The sequence below is a fragment of the Paenibacillus sp. PK3_47 genome, assembly GCF_023520895.1.
In the GTDB taxonomy this organism is placed as follows: Bacteria; Bacillota; Bacilli; order Paenibacillales; family Paenibacillaceae; genus Paenibacillus_AQ.
The window spans coordinates 6,446,254-6,460,703 of the sequence record NZ_CP026029.1 but is presented as its reverse complement, the minus strand read 5'-3'; the positions used below and the strand labels follow the sequence as shown (position 1 = coordinate 6,460,703).

Genomic DNA, 14,450 nt, shown 5'->3' with positions numbered 1-14,450 from the left:
GTGCATTTTTCTATGAGTATATACGCTTCCCCCTTGTTTTGGCAGCAATAAAATAAAATATCTCAGTAATTGGTCCAGTGCTCCAGCTTCACCGCGAGTGTCAGACCGGCAGATTCGGCTAACCGGACTGAAGGCAGATTGGTATCCAGAACCTGATATCTGGGAACATACCCCCGCTGCAAAATATGGTATACTGCCGTCCGGACTAGGCGCTGCGCGAACCCTTTCCTTCTGCCGGCTGCAGCTGTATGCACACCGCCAATCTCCCAAATCTGCTCCGTATTCCGGAATATAAAGCATGTACTAAGCGGAGCTGACCCGTCGAAGATGGAAACCGAGAATGCGCCTTCCTGAAAATAATGCTCCAGCTCCTCACTGGAATAACCGTTAGCTCTCCACAGCGGCAGCAGCCGCTCATGAAGGGTCTCACTTAACACACTTTCGTTGTCGTAAGGAAAATGCCGGCCTGCGGAAGCGGTGTAAGAGTAGAAGCTGCAGACCGGCTGCAGGGACAGATGCTCTTGTACGGCTATTCTATTTTCCTGCTGCAGCTTAAAAACCAGTTTGGCATCAGGCGGGAGCCTTCTAACAAGTGCGGGAATCACTTCCGGACTGCTGCAGTCCATCATAACCACTAAGTCCGCTTGTGGATAGGCTTCCTGGTCATAGGGGAATGCCTTGGCCGGGAGCAGCAGAAGAATTCCCCATTCCTTATTCTGCTCAATCAGAATGCTGTCCATGACCTGATGATAAGCCGTCAGCATTTTTAGCGGAGTAATGTTCTTCAAGGGATTCTTACGCAAGTAACTTAAGATCTGTTCTTGTGGAATCAACAGTCCTTCACTCCTACTCTAATGATATCGGCGGACTTCTTTAAGCCCGGCCACGGCGGCTGTGCCAAACAGCAATAGCAGAAGGCCTGCTGAGAGCATCGTTACAGGTGCCCCGAACTGGTCTGCTGCCGCAGAAAAGACAGCAAGCCCGAGCGGTGGGCTGACACTCATCAGGGAACCCAGTACGCCGAACATTCTTCCCTGCAAACCTTCCGGCACCTCCAGCCTTAAGATGATGTTAATCAGCAGCGTACTGAATGAAAAGGTGAACCCGATGAGAAGAATGAGCGGGATCGCCACAGCCATAGAGCCCGTTACAGCGAGAATTGCATATAGAGGGCCCAGCAAAAGGATGCTGCCGGCAACCACAGCTCCGCGCCTTTTGATTCTGCTGCCCATAGTCAGGATAAGACCCGAACCCAGCATATAGCCAAGCGGGATACACGCTTCCATTAGTCCGAACTGAAAAGGGATGGCTTTCCAGACCTGCACGGCCATAACCTGTGTGAGCATAAGACAGGAGAGGAAGAATAAAGATAAGACAGGCAGCAGGAGAACCACCGCCTTGGCAAAAGGATTGCTCCAGATATAGCGGAATCCGCCGATCACATCCTGCTTAAAGGTGTTTGTCTTCTGTTTGTATGATGACGTATTGGTACTTGCGAAGCGACCGGCGGCCAGCACGAGAAGGAAAGAGATCATAAAGGCAATGCCGTCCACAAAAATCGCCCAGGCCCCGCCAAAAGCGGCGACAAAAATCCCTCCCAGGGCGTAACCTGCCGTGCGTGAAATATTCTCGGACAAGGTCATCAGGCCGGCAGCCTGCTGAATGTACTTTTTGCCGACGACAGTCAGCAGGGAAGCCTGAAAGGCGGGGGCGTGAAATTGCCCTGCGGAAGTGGCGATTCCGGTGAGGATTACAATCAGGATGAAGGAAACATCAGGCTTCGTCAAGGCAAAAGCAATCCCCAGAACGGTTATGCTCTGCACGGCATAAGCGGAGAGAATCAGTGTTCTGCGGTTAATGCGGTCGGCGGCCGTACCGGTCAGACTGCCCAGAAGCGAGCAAATGATGAGATTGCTTACCGTCAGGATGCTCATCATTTTTGCACTGCCTGTTTCCTGCAGTACCCACAAGCTTAGTGCAAGGCTGTGGAAGGCATTGCCCAGAACCGAAAGCGTACTGGCTGTGAACAGCAGCAGAAATACTTTGTTTTTACGTAAAACAGGATATGCAGGCTGCGCTGAATGTAACGGTGCAGCACTTCCGGAAGCAGGTGCATGCATGAACTGGCCCCCTTAACAACTTAACTTAATCGTTTAAGTTATTATAAGGAGATTACTCCAGAACATCAACCCAAAAATGATTTTGCTTTTTCAAACTGTCAGCAGGCTGCCCGCTGCTAAGGAGAGACATCAACTCATAGGCCAAGGCTGCTCTGTCATTTTGAAAAGAAATGGGACGGGTGGCCGCAGAGAGAATTTCCGGTACGCCACAGGTGCAGACCGCAGATATTGCCGAGCCCGGGGCGAGACGTTCGACTTCTTTTGCCAGAAATTCGTTAATGACAATGATGTGCTTATCACAGTGCTGCTCCACGAAAAACTCCAGCGTACTCCGGTTATCCGCAGAATCATTAACGATATGAATTAACTCGTGGGGTAAGCCTGACTGGTCAATAATCCACTGGGCCAAAGCCTTGTTATTATGCTCTTCCATCACCAGACAGGCAGAAGTCTGTGAGACGGAAAGTGCAGCAGCCAGCGCTTGGGGGATATTATAATTAACCTGATTAAATAAAGGGTCGCCGATCAGGCAGCCGATCAGAATCAGCGGCACACCCTCCGTGAAATTGGCGGAAATCCTGTAGAACATATCATCTCTCACATCCACTACAAACACTGCGTCAAGCTTGCGCTCACGGATAATATCCATGGCCGGCGCCTCCGGATTTAAGCTGACAAGCAGCGTATGATAGCCCGCCTCTGTAAGCCTGGCTTCCAGGTTCGCCGCGAGAGAGAGGTAGCTTTGGCGCTTCCAGTAAGGCAAATCGGCAGTTTTGTTGATCAGAATACCGACCAGTCCGGTCCGCTGCTTGACGAGGGAACGCGCCACCAGATTGGGCACATAGTTAAGCTGCTTAGCGATCTGCAGAATGCTCTCCCGGGTAGGTTCGGGTATGGTCTGATTCTTAACATCATTAAGTACATAGCTCACCGTGGCTACCGATACATTGGCCAGCCGGGCAATGTCTTTCATCGTGGCTTTCTTCATCCGGATTCTCCTCTTAACCATGCTATAACCAAAAGCCTAACATTGCCCATCCGGCAAGTCAATTAGAGGGTAGCGGTGCTTTTGGAAGCGCAAAAAGGCTGCGCACTCATCAGAATCAAAGAGCAGCACAGCCTTTTTACAGATCATATTTCATTTTTGCGGCGGTTACGTTTCGTTCTTGGTAACACCATTTAAGCTAGGAACATAGTCCTCGGCTTTATCATTGGTCAGCATTTGCGGCTCTTCCATAATGGAAGCACGGTTCTGCTGATTGTGTTTGCTGTCCGCTTTATTATCCGCTCTGTCGTATTTGGCATCTGAATTGTTTTTGGGCATGAGTTCTCACCTCCGTTGTCCTTCCGGTAGTATGGGGAGGCCGTATGAATTTTATGCCATAAGCGTCATGTGTGCGTGGGAGCTGTTATCAGGTTATTACGGAATAGGGCTCCAAAATGAAGCTTCCGATGTCTCGTTAGGGAGAATGGCGGTATAGCTGCTGAGTCCCGGCGGATCACCGAAGCCGAAGCTTATCCAGGGATTGGCCCTCGGTGATCCCATACAGATATGTACCTGCCGCCCGGTGTTATCAAACACCATGGACCACAGCGTGCCAAAGCCTTCACTGTAATGATGACAGCACACCCCTTGCGGCAGGCTATAGCTGACAGCATTCTTCATGGCCTCAAGCGGATGATTAAATGCGCTTTTACTGGACAAGGCTGACTGAAGAACATCGTACCTATTCTTAGAATTATGCATTACCTGCAAGTTGTGAGCCATCATGGAGGGGAGGGTATAGTGATTGGCGGACACAACAAGCTGCGGAGAGTTTGTATGGGCGGCTTCGACCAGCTTAATCTCTTTGTGCGTTCCGGCAACTTCAATCAGAGCAATGCCTCCTGCTGCATCGGATACTAGAAAATTCCTGTAATCGGAAATCGGCATACTACGCATAAGAGAGACCGCTTCCTTCACGGAAACACATTGATCGAGCAGGGCCCGGACGACTCCCGGAAATACAAATCCCGCCTCAGACATGTCCGGGCGGATTCTGCCCGAGGTCGTTGTTACGCTGAGTCCCTGATCATTCATCCCGTCATAACGCCCGAATAACTGCAAAGCGAAACCTATATGTGCCGGCTTCCCGGTGACCCTTGTTGTGCTGAGCAGCAGCTGGTTATATGGCGCGTCTTCCCAGCCATATTCGTAGGTGCGCAAATGGTATGTGCGGCTGCCGCTTAATCGCCCGCTTTGCATGGCCGCCTGGCTGCAATGTCCGGAAGGCTGAAGATAGGAGTAATAGAATACTGCCTCTTCTTCTCTAATACCGGTTTCATGAGCAAAACCTTTTACTTCATCATTGATTCCCGGACAGTAGCGTTCAAAACAGTTCAATGCATGTTCAACTGCGTCAGGCAGTAAGGAGTCTGCGCCCATAAAGGGGGAAGAGAGGAAAGACAGAAGTGGCGGGTCTTGTTTAACAATGGCTCCCAGAGCGCGGCCGATTTCATAATGTGTACCTTCCGTAACGATATGCTGATATAGTGTTGTTTTGTAATCCATAGGCTTTAAGGCTCTCCTTATAACATTACTCTCTGCGCAGAGTAGTTTTATTATAGGGTGCTGATTCAATGCAGAGCAAAGCCAGTATGGCCTCAAAATGGAGATTATGGCTCCAATCGTTTATAACTTGACCATTAGCCAGTATGAAATACTTAAAAATGGTCGATTTTCTTGTTATAATGATGTTTTTATGGCAAATTATAGATAAGAGTTTGGGATTGAAAATGGTTATATGTTTAACTATCGCTGAGACTTTACAACAAAGCGGAGCATCCCCGGATGTTCCGCTTTGTTGTGCCAAGTAGAGTGAAAACCCGTCTCACCCGTTCCGCTTCCCCGCCCGGTACTCGCTCGGCGGCATTCCGGCGTACTTGCGGAACTGCTTGGAGAAATATAAGGCATCATTGAAGCCTACAGAGGAGGCTACCTGATCGATGGTCAGGGTACCCTCAAGCAGCTCTCTGGCTTTGTCCATCCGTTTTTTGAGCAGAAACTGTTTGGGCGACAAGCCGGTCCGCTGTTTGAACGCCTTGGACAGGTGGACCCGGTGATAGCCGAGCGAAGCCGCCAGGTGATCAATGCTGATCTGCTGGTGGAACTGCAGGGAAATCCAGCGGATCGCCTGGTCAATCTGCCGGTCAATCATCTCGGGCATTTCACCCGGATATGCCGGAAGTCTGTTCAAATTGTCTTTACCGAACTGATGAAGCAGCAGTCTCACCCAGCCCGAAGCCTCCAGACTCTCAAGCCGCGGTTGCGGAGACTGCCGGAATGCAAACCGGATCTTGTTGTACAGGCTGTGAAGCTCCTGGACGTTATCCGAGTGCATAAAAGGCAGTTCCCGGGTTATGCCGGTATGTGAAAGAAGCTCCTGAACTCCAATTCCCTGCAAAGCTACCCAGGTATAGTGCCAGGGATTATGGTGATCAGCCTGATAACTGAAAAGTGAGCCGGGGAAAATAACAAACGTATCTCCAGCCTGGCATTGCTGCGAGAACGTTCCGTTCTGAAACAGGCCTTCGCCTTCTATAACAGTATGTATCAGATAGAAGTCGTGTACGGCCGGTCCGATTTTATGCCGGGGATGCGGCCTTCCCTCACCGCTGAACAATACGGCGAGATCCTGTTCAAGCGGTGTGAGGTTAATACCTATGTTAAATTCATAGTGATCGGGATCCATATGCAACATTCCTCCATATCTAACTTGTGTTCCTCCATAGCTGCGCTTTCTGTTCTAATCTATAGTGATTATAGAAGAAAACAGCGGAAAAAGCTTCTATATTAACATTTTCGGAACTATACTTTTCCTTCCTATGGTTATGGTTTCATCCGACAGAAGCGTATTCCGCAGCAAACAGGAGGCTGATTCATCATGTCCAAAATTACATTTATCGGTGCCGGAAGTACTGTTTTTGCCAAAAACGTCCTGGGCGACTGCATGGCTACTGCTGCCCTTCAAGGGTTTGAGCTGGCCTTGTATGATATTGATCTGCAGCGGCTGAAGGACTCCGAGAACATGCTCAATAATCTGAAAAGCAGCAGCGGCAGCACCTGCACCATTAAGGCTTATTCCGACCGTAAGGAGGCGCTGCGCGGTGCCAAATATGTAATCAATGCGATCCAGGTCGGCGGGTATGATCCCTGCACCATTACCGATTTTGAAATTCCGAAGAAATACGGGCTGCGCCAGACGATTGCGGACACCGTAGGGATCGGCGGCATCTTCCGCAATTTGCGCACGATTCCGGTGATGCTTGATTTTGCTGCAGATATTTGCGAAGTCTACCCGGATGCGCTGTTCCTGAATTACACGAACCCTATGGCCGTACTTACCAATGTAATGAGCACTTACGGCGGTGTGAAAACGGTGGGATTATGCCACAGCGTGCAGCAGTGTATTCCCGGACTGTTCAGCCACCTCGGCATCGGCCAGGAAGGGGTGCAGGCCAAAATTGCCGGCATCAACCACATGGCCTGGCTGCTGGAGGTGACGAAGGACGGCAAGGATCTGTACCCGGAGATCAAACGCCGCGCCGCAGAGAAGCAGCTTGAGCCTCACGGAGATATGGTCCGCTATGAGATGATGCTGAAATTCGGCTATTACATTACAGAATCGTCCGAGCATAATGCGGAATATCATCCGTATTTTATCAAAAGAAATTATCCTGAGCTGATCGACCGCTTCCAGATCCCTCTGGATGAGTATCCGCGCCGCTGTGTGGAGCAGATCAGCCGGTGGGAGCAGATGCGTGAGGAGCTGGTGAATAATCAGGAGCTGAAGCATGAACGTTCCCATGAATATGCCTCATACATCCTGGAAGCGATCGAGACCAATGTGCCGTTCAAGATTGGCGGAAATGTAATGAACACTGGTGGACTGATTACGAATCTGCCAAAAGAAGCCTGTGTCGAGGTACCTTGTCTCGTAGACAGCAGCGGGGTAACGCCAACCTATGTCGGCGACCTGCCTCCGCAATGTGCGGCGCTTAACCGCACGAATATCAACACACAGCTGCTGACCATCGAAGCGGCGATGACACGCAAGAAAGAGCATATCTATCATGCAGCCATGCTGGACCCGCATACAGTTGCCGAGCTCTCGATGGATGACATCGTCAGCATGTGCGATGAGCTGATTGCTGCCCATGGCGACTGGCTGCCGCAGTACAATTAATGATCCTCCCGTATAATCAGTAACTATTCATCTCTGCATTCGACAAAAGCCTGAGCAATCAGGCTTTTTTGCTGTGTCGGACTAATATCCATACGTTGAAGGGACAAAGCGCATACATATATTAAGAACTTGGCAGGATGCTTAATCCAATTCAATGACGGCAGTTCCTCATTCTTAAGCAGGGGGTGGAAGCCGATGTATGTCGAGAAAAGCACGCTGGCTGGCGGAACTCTCTATGCTGTGCCGTACTATGTGGTCAGCGGACTTCAGTCAGGCCCGGTATTCATGATTGTATCCGGTATTCACGGGAATGAACGGGCAAGCATCCGGGCGGCAAAGAATCTGGCGGAGTTGTTCATCCGCGGGGAAATGATGCTTTTGAGAGGCCGGCTGGTCATCGTACCGCTGGTCAATAAGAAGGCGTACCGCAAGAAAAGCAGGGGAAAGCCGGATCTGAACCGGACTTTTCCGCATGCAGGCAGCGTCCGGGCCAGTCATCCGCTCTCGGCAGCGTTATACCGGCTGGCCAAGCAGCACAGCCCTTCCTGGTATCTGGATCTGCATGAAGCCAACGGCCTGTCGGCCAGAAATCCCAGACGTGTAGGGCAGACGTTAATTATCAGCAAAGGGAGCCGGGCGTCATCCACTGCCAGACAAATCGTGAAACGGATGAACCAGTCCATCTCTAATCCTTCATATCACTTTAACATCCGCCGCCGGGAACGCACCGGGACTTCAAGAATGGCGGCAGAGCGGATGCTGGGTGCCAAAGCGGTTACCGTGGAAACCTGCTGGAGTCTGGATTTTCAGCTGCGGGTCCGTTATCAGAGCGAGATTGTGCACCATTTTTTAAGAGCTGCAGGATTAATAGGATAAAGACAGGAGTCATGGACGTTAGGCTGAGCTGCTGCAGGAAACTTCAGGTTCAGCCTTTTTACATACGGCATTGACAGCTTAATGTTTAGTGTATATATTACATATATACACTAAACACATTAATCACAGAAGGATCTGATGCCGCTACATGAACATATTGATTTCGAGTACATCTGGAGAGCCTATTTATGCACAGATTGTCGGACAGGTCCGCCAGATGATTCTCCAAGGGGAACTGCAGTCAGGAACGCCGCTGCCTTCCATCCGTCTGCTCGCCAAAGAGCTGCAGATCAGTGTAATTACAACTAAACGGGCATACGAGGAGCTGGAGCGGGAAGGGCTGATTAACTCTATCGTCGGGAAAGGTTCGTTTGTATCCGGGGCGGATCAGGAATTCATCAGGGAACAGCGGCTGCGGATTGTCGAGAACAAGCTGAAGGAGATCATTGAGGAGAGCACCCAGCTGGGACTAACGTTTGATGAGCTTACAGAAATGCTGAAGCTGCTATATGAGGAGGAGAAAGAATGAACAGTGTCATCCATATGGAGCATGTGGAGAAAAGCTATGACCGGTTTGCCCTGCAGGACATTTCACTTCAGATTAAAGAAGGTTTTATCACCGGACTGATCGGTCCTAACGGTGCCGGCAAAACCACCCTTATCCAAATGATGATGGGCATGGTCTACCCGGACAGCGGGAGCATACAGCTTTTTGGCCGGGACCATCTGCACCATGCTGCTGCCAACCGGGAGAGGATCGGTTACGTGTCGGATGAGAATATTTACTATGAACACCTAACCATTAAGCAGATGAAGAAGATTATTGCCCCTTTTTACAGCCGCTGGGACGAGCATACCTATCAGAAATACCAGGAGCTGTTCAAGCTTCCGCCCACCAAGCGGATCAAGGATCTGTCCAAAGGGATGAAAATCAAATTTTCGCTGGCTGTCGCCCTGTCGCATGGCGCCGACCTGCTGATCATGGACGAACCGACATCAGGCCTTGATCCTGTATTCCGCAGAGAGATGCTGGATTTGTTGACAGAGCACATTCAGGACGAGCGGAAGTCCATACTGTTCTCTACACATAACACTGCCGATCTCGACCGGGTTGCAGACTATATCGTGTTCATCAATGACGGGCGGATCATTTTTAATGAGATGAAGGAGTCGCAGGCAGAGAAATATCTGCTTGTAAAGGGCGCCAAGGAGCTGCTTGACCGTGATGTGCGGCGGTTATTTATCGGGATCCGTGAGAGCGCGCACGGGTTTGAGGGACTGCTCGGCAGCCGGGCTGAGGGTGAACGCTTTTTCAGGGACAATGCCATCTGCGAGGTTCCGACACTGGAAGAGATTATGTATTTTACGGTAAAAGGAAGTGCGGCACATGTATAGCTCATTCTATTTAATCCGCAAAGACTTCGCGCTGATCCGCAAGTTCGTGCTGCTGCTGATCCCGTATTTTATTCTTATGGGTTATACGAACTTTGACAGCTATACGATGTTCACCCTGTTTCCGGCAATGCTGCTCCTGATCAACTCCTGCACGATGGACGTTCAGCACAACAATCAGAAGTTCCTCGTCAGCCTTCCGCTCCGCCGGCAGCAGCTTGTATTAGCCAAATATTTGGCGCTTATACCATACTGTGTAATTAGTCTTGTATTTACGCTATTGCTCTATACAGCAGGCTATGCATTCGGATTGACTAGCGAGCCGTTAGCCTGGAGGGAGATCCTACTGTCCATCGGAAGCTTTCCTGTGCTGGCTGCCATCTATTTGCCGCTTCACTATTGGCTGGGCCAGAAAGGGGCGCAGGTCGTCAATCTTATTTTTATTATGATGATTATGTTAAATGTGACTGCCTTTAGCCGTCTGACTCAAAAAGTACCCGTATTCTCAAACTGGATTCTGACAGGGAATACGGACGGTGTATTGATCCCGCTTATCGCCGGTCTGGCTTATATAGTGGTTATCTATAGTTCATATTTGCTGTCATTGCGTATTTTTCTGAAAAAAGATGTGTAATGCAGATTGTCATATCCGGCATCCTTTTAATGTGGTATCTTAATGCAAATTTCACATGAAGGGGGCTTGCTTGTGATTACTGCAGACAATCTCGAAGATTATTATGTGAGGATCGGCAGACTGAAGCAGCGGTACTTGTCCGGCCGGTTTCAACAGGACCTTCCGGTGTTCTCCAGTCATACCGAAGCGGCAGAATGGTTCACAAGGCTGTTTCCGGACCGGTTCGTATTTGTGGAGGAGATGGGCGCTGCGAACTCTGGGCGCTATTATCTGTACGATATTATCCATGACGTGGAGCTTTGGGAACGCAGAGGGAAGGATTTGCTCGAGAAGGGGACAGCTTCAGGCCCCGGCATGCTGCTCTGCGCGCAAAGAGTGGATATTTATAAAGACGGTTCTGTAGAGCTCGCGGTGTAACTAAAACCGAATTAGAACATGTGTTCTCATGTGGTGAAAAGTTAAGAATGATCAACAATTACAATTTTCATCCATTTTTAGATAAACTTATGCTATATTCACCTGCTAACCAAGTTCAACTGGCCGGAAAGCAGGGGAGTGAAGCGGGAATAAATGCCGTTTTTTAGCGAAGAGAACATATGTTCTGATTTGTTTTAACGTAAACAGCCCTGCCGTATGGATTAGCATCCGTACAGCAGGGCCGTTTACGTTAAGCTGTATTATTTGGCAAAATAACCGCCGTCAATCGGCAGCTCTACACCGGTAATGTAAGAGGATTCGTCCGAAGCAAGGAAGAGGACTCCCTTTGCAATATCTTCCGCCGTACCCAGGCGCATCAGCGGTGTCTGCGAGAAGAACCACTGCTTCATTTTGTCATCCTTCAGCAGGTCTTCGGTCATCGGGGTCTCAATGTAGCCGGGATGAATGGAATTCGCACGGATGTTATGCTTTGCGTTATCCACGGCTGTAGCTTTGGTGAGCATACGTACCGCCCCTTTGCTGGCAGTGTACGGGCCTGCACCGCTTCCGCCGGTCAGACCGGCAATGGAAGAGATATTCACGATGGAACCGCCGCCGCCGGCAATCATGTGCGGGATAACCGCCTTTTGTCCCAGAAAAATGCTGGTCACATTGATGCTCATCGTCCGCTCCCAGCGTTCCACCGTCTGTTCCATAAATGGAGTCGGGTCGGAAACCCCTGCGTTGTTGACCAGGATATCGATTTTACCGAAACTTTTTATAGTCTCATCGACTACACGGGCCCAATCTTCCTCTGAAGTGACATTTTGCTTGAACCCGATAGCTTCGCCGCCGCTTTCCCGGATCTCACGCACCACTTCCTGAAGTTTCTCTTCCTGCAGATCTGTAATGACGACCTTGGCGCCTTCTTTGGCGAACAGGAGAGCGTCTGCCTTGCCCATTCCTCCGGCTGCACCGGTAATCACTGCTACTTTATGATCTAGTCTTCCCATTTGTTTCATCCTCCTGTAAGTGTGTTGATGTTCCGTCCATTTTAAGCTCCAGGTGCTGAATCATCTTCTGGTATGAATGAATCAACACGTCCAGCTCCGGACCGGAGAAGTCCTCCCACAGTCCATCTGTCAGCTGCCGGTACTGTTCAAGCATACGCTCTTCGACAGCACGTCCCTGATCCGTAATTTTCAAATAGACCTGGCGTCTGTCCGTTTCGGATGTGACCCGTTCAATATAACCTTTTTGTACCAGCTTGCTGCTCAGGTTGGTAATGGCCGAGAGGGTGACATCCAGCGCTCCTGCAAAGTAGGAACTGGTCTGCATGTCCTGCTTGGCCAGTGTCTGCAAAATGAAATATTGAGGCGCAGTCAGATTGTTATCCAGCAGCTTGGTAAAGCTGGCTACCAGCGTGAACATATGCCGGCTTATTAAGCTTGTAAGCAGTTCCTGCTTATCCAGTGATCATCACCCCGAATGTAAAAGGATTAAAATTACTTAAATAAACTTAATAGTTTAAAACTTTTAACTATTTAAATGTAAACCTTTTGTGCGCATCCGTCAAATGGTGAAGTCTGGGCACGTTTGGCGGCTCCAACCCGTTAACTCACGCGCACCAGAACAACTAATCCTAACGGACTCCAGATCCGTTATTTTGCGCTGGAGATGTGTTTTGAAATCCTAACGGACCCTAGATTCGTTATTTCATCCGAAAGGGCTTCATTCACTCATCATTCAGCAGAATAAAGGAACTACGGTCCGTTAGCGGTGGAAACGGGGCGATATTAGGCAAATAACGGACGCAGTGTCCATTAGCATGCGAAAGAGGGTGAGACAGTTAACGGATGCCGCGTCCGCAGACATGGAAACATAGCAAAGAAACCCAGAGCATTAAAGGCTGGGTTTCTATACAATCTGACCGCATTTATTATATGGTCTTAAGGGGGATTTTATGAATATTCGTATAAGGATTAAATCACAAACCGGGAGGACAATTCCTGAAGCTCTTCAGCCATGGCAGTCAGCGATTTTACAGCTTCTTCGACTTCCTTCATTGTAGCCATCTGCTCCTCGGAAGCGGCTGCCACGCTTTGCGTTTTACCGGAAGACGAGCCGGCAATTTCCTCAGTCACCTGCAGCGAGGCGCTGACCTCCTGCGAGCTGGCTGAGATTTGCTCCGATGCGGCCGAAACTTCCTCCAGCTGCTGGTTGACCTCCTGTATCGATCCGACAATCTGCTCAAAAGAGCGCTTCGCCTCAAGCATACCCTGCAGCCCTTGGCTGATTTCGCTGCTTTCCTTCTCCATCATTTCCACAGCTTCTGAGGTCGAAGACTGAATCTCTGTGATAATAGCGGAAATTTGTTCAGAGGACTGATTGGATTGTTCCGCGAGCTTGCGCACCTCTTGGGCTACGACTGCGAATCCGCGTCCATGTTCTCCGGCACGTGCAGCTTCAATGGATGCATTGAGGGCAAGCAGGTTGATCTGGCCGGAAATTCCCTTAATGATATCCACGATGCTGCCAATCTCCTGGGAATGCAGGTCCAGCTTCTTGATAACGGCTGCAGAAGCCTGCGAGGTGTGCAGGATGGAATCCAGCTGTCCGCTTACATGCCTGATTTTTTCACTGCCGTGCAGTGCCTGATCTGTGGTGTACCGGGCGATACCCGACACATCTGCCGCAGATTCTGCGACCCGCTGGATACCGGCCGCCACTTCATCCATGGCCCGGGTACATTCCCGCGAGCTGTTGAATTGGACGCTCATGCCGTCCGCTACCTCTTGAATTTCAGCAGCAATATGGCTGCTGGCTTCACTGGTCTGTGCGGAGCTGGCAAGCAGTTCTTCCGAGCTGACGGAGAGCATCTCGGAGTGCTGGCCGATTTTGAAGACAATGGCTCTAAGACTGGCGATCATATCATTGAAGCCTGCAGTCAGCACGCCGATTTCATCTTTGGAGTCATACGAACCGCGTACAGATAAATCTCCGTTTTGCGCTTTTTGCATGAGTATTTTCAGTTTACCCAGCGGGGAAGTGATCATGCGGGAGAGCCATACACTTACTGCTCCGCAGACGATCAGGGAGGCCAGCAGCAGCAGAATAAGATTTCTTTGGCTGGCGGCAGCATCATTTTTATTCGTCTCATTTAGCTGTGCGGCAGATTCCTCGTTAATTTTTTTGATGGATACGAGTGTATTCATGATCCCGCTGCGGACCGGTTTGAGCTCATTAATGTATACGGTGTATGCTTCAGCAATCCGGTTAGCCGTAAGGTTTGCCAGCATGGCGTCACGCGCTTCATTGCTTGCTCCGATACTATTTTTAAAAGCATCATAAAGCTGCCTGATTTCATCTGTCATTCCTATCGCTTCAAGCTCTTTCTGTGCGGCGATGCTGCTGTCGATAATGGTGCCGATCTCGTCGTTTATTTCCTTTTGCCGCGCCGCGCTATAATTTTCGCTAATCATCAATTCCAGCTGCAGCCCGTCAATCTGGGCGTTATTGATAATAATCTGATTCAAAAGCTCGTTAGGCATCATATTATGCCGGTACATCTCTTTGGCATTGGCATTGATTTTGTTCAAATAGTAGAAGCCGGAGAAGCCAATAAGGCACATGAACAGAATGGATAACCCGATTAACCCGATGATTTTCACAGAAACTCTTTGATTGGCCGCAAACTTCATTTTGACAACAACTCGCTCTCATCTTGATGTAAGAAATTTAAATCTCTGTTCTATTAATATCGTATGCAGCCGTCCACTTCTAAAG

15 protein-coding genes are annotated in these 14,450 nt (G+C 49.7%); 6 read left to right on the top strand and 9 right to left on the bottom strand.

Going from position 1 to position 14,450, the window contains the following annotated elements; all coding sequences use genetic code 11:
- Positions 1-62: 62 nt before the first annotated feature.
- The 6 genes from C2I18_RS27995 to C2I18_RS27970 form a co-directional block, all read right to left on the bottom strand.
- Positions 63-833, bottom strand: a complete 771-nt coding sequence (locus tag C2I18_RS27995) for a GNAT family N-acetyltransferase (protein ID WP_249898966.1) — start codon at positions 831-833, stop codon at positions 63-65.
- Between the two features lie 18 nt (positions 834-851).
- On the bottom strand, positions 852-2,120 hold the full coding sequence (locus C2I18_RS27990; protein ID WP_249898965.1) for an MFS transporter: 1,269 nt from the start codon (positions 2,118-2,120) through the stop codon (positions 852-854).
- Between the two features lie 52 nt (positions 2,121-2,172).
- On the bottom strand, positions 2,173-3,108 hold the full coding sequence (locus tag C2I18_RS27985; RefSeq protein WP_249898964.1) for a LacI family DNA-binding transcriptional regulator: 936 nt from the start codon (positions 3,106-3,108) through the stop codon (positions 2,173-2,175).
- A 165-nt stretch (positions 3,109-3,273) separates the two neighbouring features.
- A complete protein-coding gene (locus tag C2I18_RS27980) occupies positions 3,274-3,444 on the bottom strand; it encodes a hypothetical protein (RefSeq protein ID WP_249898963.1) in 171 nt (56 codons plus the stop codon).
- A 96-nt stretch (positions 3,445-3,540) separates the two neighbouring features.
- Positions 3,541-4,671, bottom strand: a complete 1,131-nt coding sequence (locus tag C2I18_RS27975) for a C45 family autoproteolytic acyltransferase/hydrolase (RefSeq protein ID WP_249898962.1) — start codon at positions 4,669-4,671, stop codon at positions 3,541-3,543.
- 319 nt (positions 4,672-4,990) lie between these two features.
- Positions 4,991-5,851, bottom strand: coding sequence for a helix-turn-helix domain-containing protein (locus C2I18_RS27970; RefSeq protein WP_249898961.1), 861 nt, complete (start codon positions 5,849-5,851; stop codon positions 4,991-4,993).
- A 192-nt stretch (positions 5,852-6,043) separates the two neighbouring features.
- Between C2I18_RS27970 and melA the strand changes: the two genes are divergently transcribed.
- The 6 genes from melA to C2I18_RS27940 all read left to right on the top strand — a co-directional run bounded on the left by melA (position 6,044) and on the right by C2I18_RS27940 (position 10,664).
- Positions 6,044-7,345 (top strand): alpha-glucosidase/alpha-galactosidase, encoded by a 1,302-nt coding sequence (melA, locus tag C2I18_RS27965; RefSeq protein WP_249898960.1) that lies wholly within the window; start codon positions 6,044-6,046, stop codon positions 7,343-7,345.
- Positions 7,346-7,540: 195 nt separating this feature from the next.
- Positions 7,541-8,221, top strand: a complete 681-nt coding sequence (locus C2I18_RS27960; protein ID WP_249898959.1) for a M14 family metallopeptidase — start codon at positions 7,541-7,543, stop codon at positions 8,219-8,221.
- A gap of 148 nt (positions 8,222-8,369) precedes the next feature.
- On the top strand, positions 8,370-8,750 hold the full coding sequence (locus tag C2I18_RS27955) for a GntR family transcriptional regulator (RefSeq protein ID WP_249898958.1): 381 nt from the start codon (positions 8,370-8,372) through the stop codon (positions 8,748-8,750).
- A complete protein-coding gene (locus C2I18_RS27950; protein ID WP_249898957.1) occupies positions 8,747-9,616 on the top strand; it encodes an ABC transporter ATP-binding protein in 870 nt (289 codons plus the stop codon). The genes C2I18_RS27955 and C2I18_RS27950 overlap by 4 nt, the downstream gene beginning before the upstream one ends.
- On the top strand, positions 9,609-10,247 hold the full coding sequence (locus C2I18_RS27945; RefSeq protein WP_249898956.1) for an ABC-2 transporter permease: 639 nt from the start codon (positions 9,609-9,611) through the stop codon (positions 10,245-10,247). The genes C2I18_RS27950 and C2I18_RS27945 overlap by 8 nt, the downstream gene beginning before the upstream one ends.
- Positions 10,248-10,319: 72 nt before the next feature.
- Entirely contained in the window at positions 10,320-10,664 is a 345-nt protein-coding gene (locus C2I18_RS27940; protein WP_249898955.1) for a hypothetical protein, read from the top strand.
- A 260-nt stretch (positions 10,665-10,924) separates the two neighbouring features.
- Here C2I18_RS27940 and C2I18_RS27935 read toward each other — a convergent pair whose 3' ends face one another.
- The 3 genes from C2I18_RS27935 to C2I18_RS27925 form a co-directional block, all read right to left on the bottom strand.
- Positions 10,925-11,677: an SDR family NAD(P)-dependent oxidoreductase gene (locus tag C2I18_RS27935; protein ID WP_249898954.1), complete on the bottom strand. Its 753-nt coding sequence runs from the start codon at positions 11,675-11,677 to the stop codon at positions 10,925-10,927.
- Positions 11,658-12,095: a MarR family winged helix-turn-helix transcriptional regulator gene (locus C2I18_RS27930; RefSeq protein ID WP_249898953.1), complete on the bottom strand. Its 438-nt coding sequence runs from the start codon at positions 12,093-12,095 to the stop codon at positions 11,658-11,660. Before C2I18_RS27930 ends, C2I18_RS27935 begins: the two co-directional genes overlap by 20 nt.
- Before the next feature lie 551 nt (positions 12,096-12,646).
- A complete protein-coding gene (locus C2I18_RS27925; protein ID WP_249898952.1) occupies positions 12,647-14,335 on the bottom strand; it encodes a methyl-accepting chemotaxis protein in 1,689 nt (562 codons plus the stop codon).
- Positions 14,336-14,450: the final 115 nt, after the last annotated feature.